This is a genomic window from Pseudomonas sp. SB113 (assembly GCF_040754745.1).
GTDB classification, from domain to species: Bacteria; Pseudomonadota; Gammaproteobacteria; order Pseudomonadales; family Pseudomonadaceae; genus Aquipseudomonas; species Aquipseudomonas grimontii.
In genome coordinates, this window is sequence record NZ_JBFMHW010000015.1 from 33,768 (window position 1) to 50,889 (window position 17,122).

Consider the following 17,122-nt stretch of genomic DNA (forward strand, 5'->3'; position numbering starts at 1 on the left):
AAGCTCACCCAAACCCATTGGGAATGGGGCAGGGCAGGGGTTTAAAAGGGAGCGTTACTGAGGGTGTGGCTTGTGTACGGTGCTGCGCTGGTCGAGTAGTTTTTGTGGCAGAAACCGAGCCGGTACCGGGAAGCGTTGGTCAGCGCGGACATCCACCAGGTGGACGCGGGAACTGTCAGGCGCAGTGCCCCAATCCACTCCAATCCAAGTGCGCTGTTTGATGACCTGCAGTTCAGTCCAAGCGTTGTGGACAAGCTTGGGTGCCATGAACACAGGCACTTCCAATGCAAGGGTCAGGTGGCGAATGCAGCGATCGAATAACAGATCGGAATCCACCAGGTGTTCTGCCTCATGGCGTTGCAGGTAAGCGAAAGCAGCGTGTTGCATGCTGCTGCGGTAGTCATGAGTCTGTTGATCAAGGTTCATCACGCACGCTCCATTTCCAGTTGGTCCAGCAGATCGGGTTGATCGTTGGCCGTTTTCATTGCCTGACGACGAATGACCACGTCTGCAACTGGCAGCTTTACAGCTGGGTTGGGCATGCCGCTTGGGCTCAGTTCGTGGGTCATTTGAAACTCAGCACGCACCGCCCAGCCGCAGGCTTCGTTCGTGCATTGCATGTAAGTGATGCGTAGGAAAATGTGTTGGCCTTCGCTGGTACGGATGCGCATGCGGCCGTGGCAGTGGGGGCAGACCAGCTTGTAAGTGCTCATAAACGGCGTCCTTTACAGCGCTTCCGCAGCTTCTTGGGCAATGTTCAGCGGCGTGATTGCGTCACCGATGGCCAGGCGGATGTCAGTGCCGGAGCAGTCATGATTGGTGGTGGCGACGATTTCTTTTAATGTGTCCAGTCGCTGTTGAGCGATCACCAGCAGATCCGATAGATGTTTCCTTTCTTCTTCAAGGATGTAGGTCATGGGTACTCACTCAAAAAAAGAAGTCGAACGCTTGCTGCAACGTTTGCAGGAGCGGCATGAAGCGTTAGAGAAGGTCATGCGTGGTCGAGATGCGATAAAGCTGAGCGACAAGGAAGCGCCGGGGCTAGTCGTGAGCGCCGAAGACATTCGTTTTGCCGTCGACGATGTGGCCACTGCGTTGAAAGAGATCAAGGCGCGGCTCGGCAAGGGCTGAAGGCAAGAACTCACTGGACGGCTCCTTGGCTATAAAGCTGGATCGTCGCGAACACTTCTGCGTAGCGGGCCGACATGTAGGTGATTAGGGCGGCGATGATCGCGTCGGCTTCACGCCTTTCGATCACGCCGTCATCCAGGGCCGCAGACATGATCTGGTCGACCTTGCCTCGCTGGGCCGAGGCCTTGAGAGAACGGCTGTACAACTCCACGTTGTCCAGGTTTTCCGGGACGCTCAGCGGTACGAACATACCGCCGTACATTGAGGCGATGTAGTCGGCCAGGAATGTGGTCCCGGCTACTTGCTCCAAACGGTGAATGTGTTCATCGGTCAGCGGGCGGCTGCCGGCGTTCTCGTAGGCCTGGTTGTCGAACTTCTTCAGCGGCATGCCGAGGTCTGCCGAGGCATACGACCGACCGCCTGGGTAGGCGCCGATGACGGCCATTACGACGCTCTTTCTGCTGTCTAGAACTGGGCGTTTCATCTTCTGGTTTCTCCCTGGAGTCGTCGCCCCTACAGTCATTTCATACGGCCTGTGCTGAGATTTGCTCGGTGGTCTCCGCAAGGATTCCCGGCAGCACTTCCTTGCCTATTACCCGCGAAAGGTCTTGCAGGATCTGGAACGTCAACCGGCCACGAGGCAGCTTTTTGTTGCCAGCCCAGCGCTGAACCACTTGCGTCACCGTGCGCACTTCATAGCCGTGACTTAGGGCGAACTGACGGAAGTTGCTGCCGCGCTCGATCAGCTGTGCTTGGATCTGGCGTTTTTCCATGGCTTGGCTCATGGTTGATGTGTTCCTACTTGGTTAAGATGTACTCATTGCGCATAAGCCTATTTATTCTATTCAAATAAATCAAGCGGTATTTACTCAAAATGCAGAAAAAGTCTCTCGATGCCGTGCTTGAACGCTTGATGACGGTCTTTGCCGTTGATAGCGATAGCGAGCTGGCGCGTAAGCTGGACGTTAATCGACAGACGTTGGGAAGCTGGCGTAGTCGGCAGTCCATCCCTTATGCGTTATGCGTAAACGTAAGCGAGGCTGAAGGCGTTTCGCTGGATTGGCTGCTCACTGGGGAAGGGACAATGTTGCGAGGTGGGTCAGTCGCACCCACTGCTTCGCCAGTCACTAGCCCTCAGGAAGATGCAATCCTGGCTTTGTTCCGGTCCTTGGAAGAGACCGACAGGCGGGAGATACAAAGCGCTGCTGAAGAAAAGAAACGCATAAGGGATATAGAGCAGCGCCTAAAGGATTTGACGGAAGCCCTTGCTGATACTAAACGGCCGGCATAGCCTGTTTCCTTGTTTTCAGATTTTGGTAGGCACAGATCCATAAAATATTAAAAAGAAATTGTGTGCGATAGATGAGGCGTGGAAGCCTTCTTGAGGCCAAATGCCAAATGCGAAAGCGCTCTTGTTTATTGGCCTAGAGATTTTATCCAATTACTTGTTAATGAATACTTTAGGGAAGAGTAATATAAATTGAATATACCTTTGATTTCCACGATTTGTGTTGAAAAGCTTTTTGGGCTGTACGCTTACCGGCTGCCAAACGAGGGAGAGTTATCTAGTGCATCTATCCTTTATGGGGATAATGGGGTGGGTAAAAGCACTATACTTAGGTTGGTATTTCACCTTCTATCTTCGGCAAGCGATAAAGGTCATAGAAAAGCCTTGTTTGTGGCGCCTTTTGAAAGTTTAGAAGTGACTTTGAGTAATGGTGTCAGGCTTGAAGCAACGAGACCTGAAGTTGATGATGCTGAAAGTTTTATTAATGACTGGGGGCGAGATTTAAGGCTGAGTATTTTCAAGGATGGAGTTCTTTTAGGTCGGTGGGACTTTAATCCTGAAAAGCCTAGAGGCGCAGAGGGGATGTATTTAACGGGAAGAAAAGATTTATATAGGACGAAAGTTTACGGGTCAAAAGTCAGTAGCAGAAATTATGCTGAATATTCAAAGGCAATGGCCAGTCAAGGGCGTTTGGAGTTAGGGGATGATGCTTCTAATGAGGTTTACGGAGAGCTAGCTTACATAACGGCATTAGAGCAAAATGTCCCAACTATGTTTATCCTGAATGCCGACAGAAGATTGGACTCGGATGCGGTCTCTGACCCGGGGGATGAAATAGAATTTCGGCAGGTAATGAGATACGAGGAGCCTAAGCGAATAAATGACTTGGTAGTTAGATCTAGAGAGATTGCACTATCTCAAGCTCTGGGCTCAGCGGCAAAATGGGTATCAGGTAAAGCTGTACAGAGCGCTAACTTGGGTACTGAGAACGTTCATTCTGTATACGTTAACGTCGTAAAACATCTCGTGTCCACTTCAAAAAAGAAAGCAGAGGGCGGCCTGCCAAATACTGATGACTTGCTTAAGATGCTTGCGGAAGTTGAGTTGAAGAGTAATGAGCTTGCGATATACGAGTTGGCCGCGCCATTGTCAATAGTTGAGCTAAAGAAATCATTAACGACACGATCTAAAGCAAAAAGAGATCTGGCGGCGGGTTTTTTGAAACCATATGTTGAAAGCCTCAAGGGGCGGATCGAGGCTGTAGATCCGATATATAATGTGCTTCATAGATTTGTGAAAATTGTAAATGACTTCTTAGTCGATAAGAAAATTGAGTACAAAGTGAGTCGTGGATTCAATATTGTTAGCAGTTTAGGTGTGGATTTGACACCGAATCACTTGTCGTCGGGTGAACAGCAACTTCTTTTACTTTTTTGTTATGTGTTGACCGGTAGAGATAAACCTTGCGTTTTTATGATTGATGAGCCTGAAATTTCTCTAAATGTCAAATGGCAGCGTAAGTTGGTCAAGACGTTGCTAGATATCACAGAAGGGGCAAATATACAGTTTGTCTTCGCATCTCACTCTATAGAATTACTTACTCAACATAGGAATCGTGTTGTAAAGTTGGTGAATACGAATGTCTAGTATTCCACGGCGTAGTATTGATGAATTGCTGGCTCGTTATGAGTACGAGCCTGAGCTGAAAGACGTGTATGTCGAAGGGGTATTTGATAAAGAAGTGTTTTCCATGTTGCTGGAAGATACGGAAGGTGTTGTTGAAGCTATTTATGAAATTGACTCTGTTGATGTTCCTGCAGATGTTTTGGCTGAGTTGGGCCTAACTAGCGGAAATAAGCAGCGTGTTATAGCTCTGGCGAAAAAACTATCCGTATTGGGCGATGAGCCAAAATACCGGTGTGTTGTAGATAAGGATCTTGATCACTGGCTTATGAAAGTTGAGGATGTTCCAAAACTTTTTTGGACCGCCCACACGTCAATTGAGATGTATTTTTTTACTGCTGATATTTTGCGCAGAATACTTTTGGTTGGATCAAAAGCAAAAATTGCTAACCTTGAGTCATATTCTTCTTCCGCTATTGGTGCCCTTAGATCAGTATACGCAATGAGGTTAGTCGATCGAGAGTTAGATTGGTGTATGGAATGGGTAGACCCTACAGCTCAGTTTTCAGAAAGGGCTGGAGTTATATTTTTTAATGAGGAAAGCTATGTGAGGCGATTGCTTTCTAAAAATAATAAAATGGCGCTTCTGTCAGAATTTAACGCGGCGCTTGCTGTTTGGCAGGCTAAACTTTTGGGTGATCCTAGAAGTCATATTCGTGGGCATGATTTCGTAAGTATGCTTGCATGGTCTGTGAAAGAGTTTAAAGGGCTCAGAGAGTTTCAGACAACAACAGCAATTGAGCGGATGCTCATACTTACTGCTTCCAAGGCAACTGATTTGATGACTTTGGTACGTTGATTTTTTGACCTCTCTATGATTTTTGAGAGGTCAGCTTCCCTTAATTTTAACTAAATACCGAAGAGTTATCTCGCCGAAGTTACCTTCGCAATCTCACGATTTATAGCCCGCCTTGCATTTTTTTCATTTGCATACAGCCACCGCAACCGTCTCGGCTTAGCCTGATCCCCCGCCGTAATCGTCTTTTCCTTCCCTGTTTTTTGGTCGCGGTAGTACGCGATGATCCCCGTGTAATCGCCCTTGTTCTCCTCCGCCAGATCTTCAACGTTGTCCTCCGGCAGCTTGCTCTCCAGCTCCAGGCTGACGGTATAGCCACCATCCGCACTCAGGCTGTGTTGCACGTTGCCGCCGTACCAGATGATCTCGTCGATTTCCGCCTTCACGCCCTGGAGCGTGTACGTCAGCTCGGGGATCAAATCGGGCCGACCCATGGCCAGGTTGTAGCTGAGCGTGGCGCTGCCGCGTTGTAGGCGCCGGAATTCCGCACGGGCGGCGCGCAGGGCTGACTGCTGGTCGCTGTACGTGTGGCGCAGGTCTTTGAGGTTGTCGCCGCCGCCGGCAATGGCTTCCTGTTTCTTGGCGCTGTTCACGTCGTAGTAATAGGCGCGTACGCCGTCGTAGCTGTCGCGGTCGGCTTGCAAGTAACGGTGCTGGTCGCCGTCGGCACGGGTGAGGGTGATGTGCGGCAAATCCAGACCGCTGGCGGTCTTGCCGCCGCCCGCCGGCAAGCACAGCAGGCACCCTGCTTTGACGCTGGCCACCGCGTCGAATTCTTCACCCAAGCGGCTTATCAGGTTGGCGTCGGATTCGTTGGCCTGGTCGAGCTGCAGGATGGGCAAACCGTCGAGCGCGCCGGCGATGGTGGCGGTGAGGCCGTTGCCAATAGCTATATCGCCCAGGACGTCGCCGAGGGTGGTGTTGCTCCAGCTGCGCTCGCGTTTGGTTTTCAGGCCCTTGCGTAGATCTGCCGATCGAGCGCGGATGCTGAGCACGTCCGGCGCGCCGCTGTGTTCGGTTTCGTCGACGGTGTAGGTGCCTTTGTCGACCAGGCCGGTGTCGCTCCAGCCCAGCCACAGCCGCAGCACCGCGCCCTTGGGCGGGATCGTCAGCAGGCCGTCGTGGTCGCTCAATGTGATGCTCAGTTGGTCAGCCTCGACGCCGCGGTTGTCGGTCAGCTCCAGGCTCATCAGCCGCGGGCTGATCAGTTTGGCGATGTCCAGGCCGTCGACGGTGAGCCGGAAGGCAGGCACGGGATAGGCCGCATCACGGACGTAGCGTTCGGCGGTGTTGCGCAGGTAACCGGTGACCTTGGCGATGACTGGCTCGATCACAGTAGGCCTCGCAGGATGTTGACGCCGATGCTGGTAGCGGCGCCGAGCAGGTCGATGCGGTCGTCGTCGGTGCGCTTCAGGCTCAGGGTGAACTCAATACGCCGTGGGGTGCCGTCGGGGAAAAAGATGGTTTTGTTCTCGCCCAGCCCGTCGATGATCCAAAGCCCATAAATCCGCCCGGTACCCTCGACCATGGGCCAGGCCTTGCCGGTGTTCGCCATCAAGCGTATCGCGTCGAGGCTGAGGGCGCTGCCGGCCAGCTCGGGATAGATGATGCCGGGTAGGGTGATGGCGTCATCACCACGGCCCACGAATTGCCGCGCGGGAGCGGCGCCGACGCGGTTGTTGCTGGCGTGGCGCCAATCGGTTTGGCGTTGCAGTTCCTGGTAGGCGGCAGTTTTGAGGCTGAACACGAACATGCCGAGGGCCATCATCATGGTGGTTATTCCAGGTCAGAGAGTTTGCTGCGCTGACGCGCTTTCTTTTCGTTTTCGATGCGAGCCATCATCGCGCGCACGCTCTTTTCCAGGCTTTGCATGTCGGTGCCAGGTCCTGCCGTGATGGTGATTTCGTAGGTGTCGTGGCTGTCGTAAACAGCGGCTGCGGGCGAGCTGCTGATTGGCGGCGTGCTGTCCACGGCGAACGCAGGCATGGCCGTGGCGCCCAGGGCTAAGGTGCCTGCCGCTGTCAGCTGCTTGCTCATGCTGGTCAGGGCGTTCAACGGTCCTTTCTGCCCACCTTCAAGGCCCTGGGTAAGCCCGGCCATGGTGAACCCGCCCAACTCCGCGAACACGCGCGACGGGCTGTGGATACCGAGTTTTTCCTTGAACCAACCAATGCTGCTGTCTCCGATCGAGCCGATGGCATCTTTCACAGCGCCCAGGCCGGCGGTGAGACCGTTGACCAGGCCGTTGACGATCATGCTGCCGAACTCGGTGAAACGGCTGGGCAATTCGATGCCCAGATAACTCAGCACACCAGCAAATGCCTGGTACACAAGGCCGAGCGGGCTGAAGTTGACCAAGGTGGTGATGATGCCGCCGATGCCCCCGTCGAAACCTGCCTTGATCTCGGTCCAGGCGTTGGTGAAGTAGTTCTTCACCGCGTCCCAGTTTTTGTAAATCAGGTAAGCGCCGGCAGCCAACGCGGCAACAACGGCGGCGATGATCAAGACAATTGGGTTGGCTGCGAGCCCCCACAGTGCAATGCCTACGGTACGCAGAGCCGTGACCAGCGCGCCGCCCATTGTCATGGCGAGCATTCGAACGCCCTGGGCGAACATGGGGAAGACGTTGCGGGCGAGCCCGGTCAGCGTTGGCATAAGCCGGCCGAGCATTTTGGTGATGCCGCCACCCTGAAGGCCGAACATGGTCATGCCGTAGCGCAGCACTGCGAACGGACCCAGCATGCTTGCCATGGTCAGCGCCAAGCCGCCGAACACGAATGCCAGTGCAGCGATTGCGGCCACGACCTTGACCAAGCCACCGGCCAGTTTTGGGTTCTCTCGGGCCCAGGCGCCGACGCTATTGGCGATCTCGCCCAGCGTATTGATCAGGTCTTTCAGATCAGGCGCTACCGCTGCACCGAACTCAGCCATGGCGTTGGTGAAACTGCCTTCTGCGGCCTCCATGACGTTGGTTAGGGTGCCTAGCTGTTCATTCACACGGGTGCGTAGGTCTGCTTGAGTTTGCAGCTTCTGCTGGACTTCCCGATATCCCGCCAGACCCTTGTTCATCATGGCGTCCAGAGTCGACATCGTCTCCGCATCATCCCCGAACAACGTCTGTTTTATTTCTGTTCGATCGGTATCGTTCAGGCCCTTCAGCTTCTCAATTTGCGCATACAGATTTTCCAGTCCAGCAAAGTTGCCCTTGTCATCCGTAAACTTGAACGACATCCCCGGTTTAGATTTCGCGAGCGCTTTGTTCGCTTTGTCGACTTTGTCTTGATTCAGCCCCGCTTGGAAAATTTTGCGGAAGGCGTTGCCTGCGGAACCACCGTCCATAGCTGCCTGGTCCATCATGATTAGCAGCGGCGCCAGTTCCTTTGCAGCATCGATCCCTGACTTCTTGATTACGTCCATCACTGGGGCAATCTTGCTGAAGCCCTGTAGCATGTTTGTTGGGTCAACACCGGCATAGAAACCACGCTGGATGGTATCCATCAGCCCCATCATGTCTTTTTCGCTGGTACGCGTGGCGTCCTGCATCTTGGCGGCGAATTCAGCCGCCTCTGTGGCTCCCATATTCAACTGGACGCCGAGGTATGCTGCGGCCTCACCGGTGCCGCCCAGGATGCTCTGAGCGCTGATGCCCTGGCGCCGAAGCATGGTCATCATGTTTTGGAAGTCGGCCGTGGTACCTGGCAAGCGGTCGCCCAGCTTGGTGGCCAGGTCGGTGATCTTCTGGAAGTCCTCCGAGACCTTGCCGGTGTCGTCCATCATCGACACCTTGAGCTGTGTGGCGGAATCCTCATTGGGCGCAAAGGCCTTCACTGCGGCCGCAACGGGCCGGCTCGCTGCATAGCCAACGCCCAAGCCAGCGGCGCCGTTCACGGCGAGATTGCCGGCGGCACGTTGTGATTTTTCCATCTGATTGCGTGCTGCCGCCGCACGCTTGTGCTGGGCACTCAGCTCGGCCATACGCTTTGATTGCGTACTAATACTGGCATTGGTGGCGTTGATCTGCTCGCGCAGCTGGCGCTCGTGGGTGCCAAGGTTTGTGGTGCTGATGCCGGCGTCATAGAGCTTCGATCGCAGCCCTTGCAGCTGTACGCTCTGTTGTTGGTGCTGCTGCTTGAGCCGAGTTGCCTCGCGCACCGCTGCCTGGAAACTCCGGGTCATTGCCCTGGTCGGCGTGTCGGTGGCTGCGAGTTCCTGACTCAGGGATTTGACGCGGTCCCGTGCTGCGGTGAGAGACGCGCCGGTTTGCTCAGCAGCCGCACGCTGAGCCCGCCAGGCGCTGACGTCTTTCTGTTGGGAGGTGAGTTCTTTCAGGCGGTCGCGAGCGTCCTTCAGGGCGCGTGCAGTCTGGATGCCCCCTTCGCTGATGTGCTTCAGGGGGCGGGTAGCTTTGTCGATGGTACTGAGCAGCACCTGAAGTTTCAGATCATTTGCCATCGGTGGAGCTCCGTACCCTGGCACGCTCGCGCCAGTCCATCAGTTCCTTCAGGCCCAGCTGATCCATGTCAGCCGGTGCCCAGTGAAAAACCACGGCCAGGTCGGCCATGGCGTCCTCTACGCAACGAGGGATGCGTCCGTCTTCATCGATTTCTGTAGCAAAAAACCAGACACCTTGGTGCCAAGGGCAAACAGGTCGGCCGGGTCCATCGACGTGACTTCGACGGCGGTGAGGGTAGGGGTGCTGATGCGCGGCACCACCTTGACCAGGCTGTTGACGTCCATATTCAGCAGCTCTGCCAGGCTCACGCCGCGCAGCTCTCCCGAGTTGGGTTTGCGCAGTGTGATGCTGTCGATGCTGGTGATGCCACGGCGGATAGGCGTGTCGAGGATGACGGTGTTGTCGTCGGCCAACGGTTTTACTTCGGCTTGTTCGGTGGCTTCGTCTTTCATGGGTAGAGCTCCTGGTGCTGAGGGTAGGTGGTTATCGATCGAGGACGGGTATCAGAGGCCGATGGCGCTACGCTGTTTCTCCAACATGTCGACGCCGCCGACCTTCTCGATGAAGTTGAGCAGGTCGATTTCGATGATGTCTTCGTTGTCGACGGTCAGCTTGTAGTAGCTGCAAGTGGTGGTGATGGAGTGCTCGGTGTCTTCACCTGGTGTGGCGTCACCCATTTCAATGGTTTCGTGACGGCCGCGAACGGTCACCTCTACGGCGCTGATTTCCCCGGTGTCGTCCTGCTGGAAGGCACCGGCGAAACGCAGGGGAATGCCCGCTGCGTTGACCGCGCCGAACTGCTTGAGCACGATCAGGTCCAGGCCGCCCAGCTTCCATTCCAGCTGGATGCCGTCGTCGGACATGCCCAGGTCAGCCTTGACCGGGCCATTCATGCCGGCGGCGCGCCAGGCTTCCATTTTGCGACCCAGTGCGGGCAGGGTGACGGTCTTGACCTTGCCCGCGTAGCTGCCGCCGTCGTTGAACAAGTTCATGTTTTTCAGTTTGTGAGGCATGGCCATGGCGGGGATCTCCGGGGTTATGGCACGGGGTTAACTCCCCTCGCGGGGAGGCCCGGTTTATGCGGCAATTGCGGCGGCGAACTGCATCAGGTAGCGGTCGGTGATGCGCTGACGCAAGGTGAGGTCTTCCAGGGGCGGCACGGGGGTGTAGTCGTAGTCGAGGGTCAGCTTGCCGGCCTTGAGTGTGTCCTTGTCGTTGATGTCTTCCGGGTACCAGCACTGCCCGCCGATCAGGTAACCCTGGGCAATCAGCTCTCGGAACTTGGCGTTGATCCCATTGATGATGTCTTTGACCAGGGAGGCGTGCATCGGCTTGTCCATGGCCCACATGTGCGCCTCGGCCATGGTGTCGGCGATGATCTGCGCGGTGCGGGTGTAGTTTTCGAACGCGAACAGCGGATCGTCGCTGCACGTACGGCTGCCCCAGAAGCGGAAGCCACCCTCATTGATCAGAGTGGTGACCTCGTTGCTGTTGAGGTAGTTGGCGTCGGTGGCTGGGTTTTGCAGATCCCAGAACACATCGGCGCTGATGCCGGTCACGCCGTTGACCGCGACGTTGGAGAGGGTCTTGTGCCAGCCGGTTTCTTTGTCAATTTTCGCCCGCAGGCCCAGGGCACGGGCCACCGCCGACGCGGTAACGGTCGCGCTGGTGACCGTGTCCCAGTTTTGGAACTCCGGCCAGATCACCATGACCTCACGTGCGCCGAAGTTTTCGCGGTAGGCGACTACCTCTTCCTTGGTTTTGCAGTCCCAGGCGCTGACGTAGGCGAAGGCGCGCAGGTCCTGGGCAATCGATACCAGGGCGGTGGCCACCGGCTGACTGTCGAGGCCTGGCACGCCGAGAATGCGTGGCGTCATGCCCACGCGGGCCTTGGCCGCTAGCAGGGCCTTCATGCCGGTGTATTTGCCGTCAGCGGTGGTGGTGCCGATCAGGGCGGTGGTGGTAGCAGCTGCGTCTGCGCCTTCCTTCACCCGCACCACGATGGTGTAGGGCTTGGTCTGGTCGGCGATGGCCTGCAGGCTCTTCGCCAGGGTGCCTTTGACGCCGGCTTTGGCGATGGCAGTTTGCACATTGGTCAGCAGGACAGGGGTGTCCAGCGGGAAAGCGAGCGGGTCTGCATCTTCAGCCGTACATACCAGGCCGATGACTGCGGTTGCGATGGTGCGAATGGGGCGGGTGCCGTCGTTGAGTTCGAGAACCCGCACGCCGTGGAGATAATCTGAACCGGCCATGGGTGGTTGCCTGCGCTGTGATGGAATGACAGTGCACAGGCTGCCGCGCGCGCGCCGGTTGGGCGAGCGCGGGGAGTTGTAGCGAGGGTGGGTACAGGTGAACCGTGAGTTATTGAACCTGGTCCGCCAACCATGTAGGAGGGAAGGGTCTCAGTTCGGTCTCAGGAAATACGTCGGCCGACGGCCAATCGCGCAATGCCTGGCGGTATTGCAGAAGCTCGGCAAACTGCTGCGGTGTCAGGGTTGTGCCACCCATCATGTCTTGTTCATCGCGGTGACGGGCGACCACCCATTCATAGCGAGAGAGTTCGGTGGTTCGCCATGTGCGCTCACGTTCATTCAACTCCTGCGAGGACGGCGGTGCTGGCTCGGAAAGCTGCGGCTCGCCATCTTCGCCCGGTCGTAATACCTTTCCGTTGGAGCATGCCTCCAGCAGTTGGGTATGTCGCTCGCGAGTGATTTCATACCCACCATTGTCGATAAGCGCAAAGGCAAAACGCTGATCGTCCTCAACCCATTTAGCCCAGATACTCATGCTGTATCCCCTCAGTAACCAAGCGCGATCCACCGAATGTATGCGGTGCCGCTGAATGTGAAAGTTGAGCCGATATCCTCTCGACGAGATTGAAAGCCTGTCGCGGTAAGGATTCGCCCTTGTGTTGTCACTCCTGACTGACCTTGGGTTGCTCCATCATGGGTTAACCAGGACACACATCCGGGTATTACGTTGAATGAAACGGGGAATGTCACAGAGGTTTCAGCATCAGGAGTGTTCGCAATATGTACGCCCCACTGGACGATTAACCCGCCCAACCACGATGGGAAAACGATTGCACAGTTGCCGTTTCCACCGCCTTTGATAAAGCTGAAACCGAATTTTAAAGTGCGCGGTGTAACCACAGCGGTGTTGCTAGTGCTCGCATCGATCTCGTTTTGGGTTCCGATGGTCCCAGCCAAAAGCGACTGACCGTTCCATTTCAAAGTACCCAGTGCATCCATGATCAGTCGGCCAGTGGTGCGCCCCAACCAATGGAACCCAATAGACGGCGCGTAGGCTTCTGTATCCTGGGCGGCACCTACTTCGCCAGCTTCACGCACAATCATTGCTGAAGCGTCGTAATTATTACCGCTCTTGGATGCCGCTACGATTGGAACCTGTTGACTGACGCTGCCCACAGCCAGCGCCTTATCCTTTTCTGCTTTCAGCGCTAACGCGTTTATAACAGTGGTGGCAAAATTTGGGTCTCCACCCAGTGCGTCAGCCAGTTCTTTCAGCGTGTCCAAAGAACCAGGCGCCGCTGCTACGATGCTTTCGATCGCCAGTTGAACAAATTCGGTAGTGCTCAGTTGTTTAGTTCGAGTACCGACGGCAGCTGTAGGCGCGGTAGGTGTACCGGTGAAAGCGGGGCTGGCTAGGTTGGCTTTCAGCTGTGGGTCAAAGTTCCCGTCATGCCAGACGGTTCTCCACACGAAAGTTCCATCAGCCAGCACTCGCCTGAAGCAAAACTGGTCAGTGCCGTTTCCTAAGTGTCCGGCGATATCGAAAGCCGCGTTCGTCGCTGGGAATTTGATGCGTACGAATACTCCATCCGAGCTGGGCCTATCAGGTGTCGTGGCGACATACGAGCCGAATGTCGTTTTCGTGATGTCTGCAATGGTGCCCACGAGCCCCGGTTGCGCAGCGGACGATATCGCGTCTGTGATGCCGTAACCGCCCAACGTAGTCGGGTTAGTGCCGGACACCACGATTCCATATTTATTGATTGTGACTTGACGGTAAGTCCCAGGCGCTTTGTTGCCTGGCAGGATTGCTTCAAGCGATTCGTCGACGTATTCGCGAGTCGCCAGAACAACGCTTGGATCGATCTTCAGTTCAATGTTGGCCGTGCTGCTGACGATCAGGTTGATCCGAATCACCTGGGTTCGGCCCGACCCTTGGGCCAGCAGCGGTTTGTAAGTCGGCGCACAGTTGGCGACGGCAACCATGTCTCCATCTGTGTCGTACAGCGCAAGCTCACGCACCCACCAACCGCCGACGCTTTCCGGGATGATCTGCTCGGCGATGATTACGCTGGGGTTCGTCGGGTCGACCTTCACCTGGTTGAGCGGCGCACGTCGACGTTCATTGATCAGCTTGGTTTGCAAGCGGTTGGGGATAGGTGCAGTTTCGTTGGCATCCCCCACCCCCATCTGGGCGAAGGTCCAGGACGTACCTAGGGCCGCAGCGTTAGCCTGTTTGGCTTCGCCGACGGCGGTGAGGATCGCGAAGAACTGGCTGTTTTGGTCGGTCATGAGTAAATGTCCATCGTGTCGATATGGTGTTCGCGGCCACCGATGAGGGTCACACCGCTGACGTCAATGTCGCGCTGTGTCGGTGGGTAAACGCTGAGTTCGTCGCCTTCGTACACACAGGCCCCGATAAATACGGTGCCGGTGCTTTCCAGGCTGATGGCCAGGCCTGTCAGGTGGCGGGTGAGCGGCTTGGCGTCATCGATCAGCCAGGTCAGCTCCTGGTACATTTCTTCGGTGATGCCGGTGTCCAGCACGCCGACCTTCAAGGCGAAGGTAGCGGGCACTCCCTCGGGCACCGTCTCCCACCACTCCTGCACCTCAATCAGGTAACCCAACGGCTCGACAACGCGGCGCAGGGCGCCGATGGTGCCTTTGTGCGCGTGGATGTAACGGGATGAACGGATGGCCGCGCGCTTGGTTGCTTCGGTCCAACTGCTGTCCCAGCGGTCGACGGAAAAGGCCCAGGCCAGGTAAGGCAGCGCAGGCAGTGGGCAGGTATCCGGGTTGCACAACTGCCGCAGAGGAATCGGCACCCGTTGAATCTCCGCCAGTGCTTGAGCTGCTTGGCGTTCAAGAAGCGTGGAGTTTCCCGGCAGCAGTTGCTGAGCGCCCATTACTCGGCACCCCGCGTCACGGTCACACCGGTGCAGTAGGGCGCTTGGGCCTTGGTAGCGACGATGTCGACCCAGTTTTCCAGCTCAACCTTGCGCACACCCTCGACAAACAGTGCTGCGTGCAGGGCGGATTCCGACACTTCCATTGCCAGGCGCCGGCGTTGGCTGACGTAGGTCAGTAAGCGTTGCTCAGCGGCGGCAAGAATCGGTTCGGACTCAGGGCCGCTTGTCAGCAAGTAGAGCTTGGCTTTGACCTGGTAGGGGAGGATTTGCGCGCCCTGCACGGTCAGGCGATCACCCACGGGCCGGCGGTCATCGTCGCTCAGGTAGGTCTTGACTCTGGCGAGCAGGTCAGCCGGCGCAGTACCGTCACCGAGTAGCGATTGCACAGTGACTACTGCTACGGCAGGGGATGGGCTTTCAGCTGTGGCGTCGGCAACTCGACCGTCCGCCCCTCGGGCGTGAAAGATGTAGCTGTTGCGCGGGCCTGCGGTACTCAGTCCCTCCCAGGACATTTGCGCCCGTTCGCGCAAACTGTCGTCGCTTTCCATAATCCGCGCGACAGGCGGGACCGCCGTCGGCTTGGCTTCCTGAACCACCAGGCGCTGAACGTTGAAGTTACCCGCCAGTTGGTCCAGGTCGGGGCCTTTGGCCAGGGCCAGCAGGTTCGCCATGGACGCCTCATTCACCCGCTGGCGCCAGATGGTCTCGCGGTAGGCGTTCTCTTGCAGCAGCTTTGCCAGGGGTTCCGATTCCAATTCGAGGCGGGCGGCAATCTGCGCCTGTTCCTCGATCGGCCATAGGCTGATCATGTAAGCCTTACGCTCGGCCAGGATCAATTCGAAGTCGATCTGCTCGACGATCTGCGGCGCCGGGAGCTGGCTGAGGTCAATCGCGGCAAAGGAATTCATACGCTGCCACCCATCTGCAACGGCACGCTCAAGCTCAGCGGCTCATTGCTGTCGATGACAGAGCCTTCCAGCTCCAGCACCGATTGCCCTTGCAGGTTCGCGCCGATGAACTGCACGCGGCTGAGGCTGATGCGGGTTTCCCATCGCATCAAAGCCATGACGGTGCCCGCGTACACGCGAAGGCGGGTGGCGTCGTTGAAAGGGTGGTCCACTAGCTCTGGCAGCAGACTGCCGTATTCGCGGCGCATCACGCGCGTGCCGATGCGCGTGGTGAGAATGTCCGTGATGCTCTGGGCGATGTGGTCCAGATCGCTGATGGTTGCTCCGGTTTCGCGGTTCATTCTGGTTTCCCCGTCTTCGCGCCGCCCGGCAGCACGCCACCGTGCAGGTGCTTGACCACGCTGATGGTGGCCGCGACCACGTCTTCGGAGACTGTCACCAGGCCGACCACGTTCTGGTTGCCGGTTTGGTTGTAATCGCCCTGGTGATTGATGGGGCCGATGATGTTGATCCCGCCCTTGCTGATCAGGCTGGTGGTGCCGCTTTCGGGTAGGGTGGCGTTCAGGTGATGGGCGACGCTGTCGTACTCGATCACCGCGCCGTCAGCGTAGGTGCGACGGTGCAGGCCCGCGCGATTGCCGTTGGCGGGAATGTGGTCGCTGAACAGGCCGGTTACGACGACGCCGTTGGCGAGTTGGCCGGATGGACTGAACAGGATCACCTGTTCGCCTTCGGTGGGCGGATCCCAATCCTGGTCGGCTCCGGCACGCAAGGCGAGCCACGGTAGCCAGGCGGTAGTCAGCGTTCCGGTTTTTACCTGCACGCGCGGGGGTTCCATCTGCACGGCGGCGACGACGCCGAAGCGGATGAGGTTTTCGAGCATGCGGGAGAGGGCGGCGAAGTCGTTCATGGCGCCGATGTTGGCGCCACGCGCGTGGAAGTGCAGCCTAGGCGGGTTGTAATACGTGGCAGTACAAGTTAACTATGCCGCTGGTTTTGGTTGTTTTTTGGGGCGCCGAGGACGAGTAGGGATTTCGCCGGTTAGATCCAGTGCGGCTTTGTCAGTGACGATGACTCGATATATAAACTGCTCAAGAGTTGCAATCAGTATTTTGAATGCTCGTGGATCAGGTGCCCATCCGCGATGTGCAGCGGCACTTCCCGCATCGGTGACAACGCGGAGCGTACTAGCTTCGGTTTCGCCGATAAAACCATCATCTAACAACTTCGAAACTTTTTCTTGTAGAGAAAGGGTTTCGTCTATTTTTAGATGTTCCGTGACTCGATCAAAAGCAGTTCTTAAACCTACGGAAGCAAGTATGAAAGAGTTTGATTCATAAGCTTGATAGGTCTCATCTAGGATTCTGTAAAGTTGCGGGTCAACTCGTCCAATACCCCACACCCAGTCGGGCTTATGGGTCTTTTTTTCCGGCGTAGGATAGGTTTCAATTTTTTTGGGGTAAGAAATAATAGTTTCCCCTGTGACAGGGTGATAGTCACCATCCCAATCTTGATCGTCCCAACTACTTCTATAATAAAATACTTTTTTGCAACCGGCGCACTGAACTAGCTTATGATCTATTTGCCCTTCCATATGGTTTCTACCATCATCCACTACCCACGGCTGATCGAATTCACCATGAATTATGCAAGCTCTCTCTCCATCGCATAGAGGGCAATGTGCAAGGAACTCCTCTGTCAT

General features: G+C 56.3%; 23 protein-coding genes. 4 read left to right on the top strand and 19 right to left on the bottom strand.

Annotated features, from left to right (window positions below; all coding sequences use genetic code 11):
* Positions 1–54: 54 nt before the first annotated feature.
* The 3 genes from AB1462_RS19620 to AB1462_RS19630 are packed head-to-tail and all read right to left on the bottom strand — an operon-like array spanning position 55 to position 917.
* On the bottom strand, positions 55–426 hold the full coding sequence (locus AB1462_RS19620) for a hypothetical protein (protein ID WP_367247671.1): 372 nt from the start codon (positions 424–426) through the stop codon (positions 55–57).
* Positions 426–713 carry an ogr/Delta-like zinc finger family protein gene (locus AB1462_RS19625; protein WP_065882220.1) on the bottom strand — a complete coding sequence of 96 codons (288 nt, stop codon included), beginning with the start codon at positions 711–713 and terminating at the stop codon, positions 426–428. Before AB1462_RS19625 ends, AB1462_RS19620 begins: the two co-directional genes overlap by 1 nt.
* Before the next feature lie 12 nt (positions 714–725).
* Positions 726–917, bottom strand: a complete 192-nt coding sequence (locus tag AB1462_RS19630; protein ID WP_367247672.1) for a hypothetical protein — start codon at positions 915–917, stop codon at positions 726–728.
* On the opposite strand from AB1462_RS19630, the gene AB1462_RS19635 reads away from it, so the two are divergent.
* On the top strand, positions 916–1,131 hold the full coding sequence (locus AB1462_RS19635) for a hypothetical protein (RefSeq protein ID WP_154949472.1): 216 nt from the start codon (positions 916–918) through the stop codon (positions 1,129–1,131). The two genes, AB1462_RS19630 and AB1462_RS19635, sit on opposite strands and share 2 nt — an antisense overlap.
* Positions 1,132–1,141: 10 nt before the next feature.
* Here the strand turns inward: AB1462_RS19635 and AB1462_RS19640 are convergent, their stop codons facing one another.
* Positions 1,142–1,615, bottom strand: a complete 474-nt coding sequence (locus AB1462_RS19640) for a YmfL family putative regulatory protein (RefSeq protein ID WP_094950363.1) — start codon at positions 1,613–1,615, stop codon at positions 1,142–1,144.
* A gap of 40 nt (positions 1,616–1,655) precedes the next feature.
* The gene (locus AB1462_RS19645; RefSeq protein WP_367247750.1) at positions 1,656–1,904 is read right to left on the bottom strand and encodes a hypothetical protein; all 249 of its coding nucleotides are present in this window, start codon (positions 1,902–1,904) and stop codon (positions 1,656–1,658) included.
* 101 nt (positions 1,905–2,005) lie between these two features.
* Here AB1462_RS19645 and AB1462_RS19650 point away from each other — a divergent pair, with 101 nt between their 5' ends.
* The 3 genes from AB1462_RS19650 (at position 2,006) to AB1462_RS19660 (ending at position 4,901) form a co-directional block, all read left to right on the top strand.
* On the top strand, positions 2,006–2,422 hold the full coding sequence (locus AB1462_RS19650; protein WP_367247674.1) for a helix-turn-helix domain-containing protein: 417 nt from the start codon (positions 2,006–2,008) through the stop codon (positions 2,420–2,422).
* Between the two features lie 189 nt (positions 2,423–2,611).
* Positions 2,612–4,066: an AAA family ATPase gene (locus AB1462_RS19655; protein WP_367247676.1), complete on the top strand. Its 1,455-nt coding sequence runs from the start codon at positions 2,612–2,614 to the stop codon at positions 4,064–4,066.
* On the top strand, positions 4,059–4,901 hold the full coding sequence (locus tag AB1462_RS19660) for a DUF4435 domain-containing protein (protein WP_367247677.1): 843 nt from the start codon (positions 4,059–4,061) through the stop codon (positions 4,899–4,901). The genes AB1462_RS19655 and AB1462_RS19660 overlap by 8 nt, the downstream gene beginning before the upstream one ends.
* A gap of 65 nt (positions 4,902–4,966) precedes the next feature.
* On the opposite strand, the gene AB1462_RS19665 is transcribed toward AB1462_RS19660, so the two are convergent.
* From AB1462_RS19665 to AB1462_RS19730, 14 genes are all read right to left on the bottom strand, one after another.
* Positions 4,967–6,232 carry a phage late control D family protein gene (locus AB1462_RS19665; RefSeq protein WP_367247678.1) on the bottom strand — a complete coding sequence of 422 codons (1,266 nt, stop codon included), beginning with the start codon at positions 6,230–6,232 and terminating at the stop codon, positions 4,967–4,969.
* Complete coding sequence (locus tag AB1462_RS19670) at positions 6,229–6,669, bottom strand: phage tail protein (RefSeq protein ID WP_367247680.1); 441 nt, start codon at positions 6,667–6,669, stop codon at positions 6,229–6,231. Before AB1462_RS19670 ends, AB1462_RS19665 begins: the two co-directional genes overlap by 4 nt.
* 5 nt (positions 6,670–6,674) lie before the next feature.
* Positions 6,675–9,350, bottom strand: a complete 2,676-nt coding sequence (locus AB1462_RS19675) for a phage tail tape measure protein (RefSeq protein ID WP_367247682.1) — start codon at positions 9,348–9,350, stop codon at positions 6,675–6,677.
* Positions 9,340–9,459, bottom strand: coding sequence for a GpE family phage tail protein (locus AB1462_RS19680; protein WP_083207100.1), 120 nt, complete (start codon positions 9,457–9,459; stop codon positions 9,340–9,342). Before AB1462_RS19680 ends, AB1462_RS19675 begins: the two co-directional genes overlap by 11 nt.
* Positions 9,460–9,467: 8 nt before the next feature.
* Positions 9,468–9,803 carry a phage tail assembly protein gene (locus AB1462_RS19685; RefSeq protein ID WP_367247683.1) on the bottom strand — a complete coding sequence of 112 codons (336 nt, stop codon included), beginning with the start codon at positions 9,801–9,803 and terminating at the stop codon, positions 9,468–9,470.
* A 51-nt stretch (positions 9,804–9,854) separates the two neighbouring features.
* Positions 9,855–10,370 carry a phage major tail tube protein gene (locus AB1462_RS19690; protein ID WP_367247684.1) on the bottom strand — a complete coding sequence of 172 codons (516 nt, stop codon included), beginning with the start codon at positions 10,368–10,370 and terminating at the stop codon, positions 9,855–9,857.
* A gap of 57 nt (positions 10,371–10,427) precedes the next feature.
* Positions 10,428–11,603: a phage tail sheath protein gene (locus AB1462_RS19695; RefSeq protein ID WP_154845359.1), complete on the bottom strand. Its 1,176-nt coding sequence runs from the start codon at positions 11,601–11,603 to the stop codon at positions 10,428–10,430.
* Between the two features lie 109 nt (positions 11,604–11,712).
* Positions 11,713–12,138 carry a phage tail protein gene (locus AB1462_RS19700; RefSeq protein ID WP_367247685.1) on the bottom strand — a complete coding sequence of 142 codons (426 nt, stop codon included), beginning with the start codon at positions 12,136–12,138 and terminating at the stop codon, positions 11,713–11,715.
* An 11-nt stretch (positions 12,139–12,149) separates the two neighbouring features.
* Complete coding sequence (locus AB1462_RS19705; protein ID WP_367247687.1) at positions 12,150–13,895, bottom strand: phage tail protein; 1,746 nt, start codon at positions 13,893–13,895, stop codon at positions 12,150–12,152.
* Positions 13,892–14,509, bottom strand: a complete 618-nt coding sequence (locus AB1462_RS19710) for a phage tail protein I (RefSeq protein ID WP_367247689.1) — start codon at positions 14,507–14,509, stop codon at positions 13,892–13,894. Before AB1462_RS19710 ends, AB1462_RS19705 begins: the two co-directional genes overlap by 4 nt.
* Positions 14,509–15,420 (bottom strand): baseplate J/gp47 family protein, encoded by a 912-nt coding sequence (locus tag AB1462_RS19715; protein WP_367247690.1) that lies wholly within the window; start codon positions 15,418–15,420, stop codon positions 14,509–14,511. Before AB1462_RS19715 ends, AB1462_RS19710 begins: the two co-directional genes overlap by 1 nt.
* Positions 15,417–15,761 (bottom strand): GPW/gp25 family protein, encoded by a 345-nt coding sequence (locus tag AB1462_RS19720; protein WP_367247692.1) that lies wholly within the window; start codon positions 15,759–15,761, stop codon positions 15,417–15,419. The genes AB1462_RS19715 and AB1462_RS19720 overlap by 4 nt, the downstream gene beginning before the upstream one ends.
* The gene (locus AB1462_RS19725) at positions 15,758–16,330 is read right to left on the bottom strand and encodes a phage baseplate assembly protein V (RefSeq protein ID WP_367247693.1); all 573 of its coding nucleotides are present in this window, start codon (positions 16,328–16,330) and stop codon (positions 15,758–15,760) included. Before AB1462_RS19725 ends, AB1462_RS19720 begins: the two co-directional genes overlap by 4 nt.
* Positions 16,331–16,402: 72 nt before the next feature.
* Positions 16,403–17,122 (bottom strand): DUF4145 domain-containing protein, encoded by a 720-nt coding sequence (locus AB1462_RS19730; RefSeq protein WP_367247694.1) that lies wholly within the window; start codon positions 17,120–17,122, stop codon positions 16,403–16,405.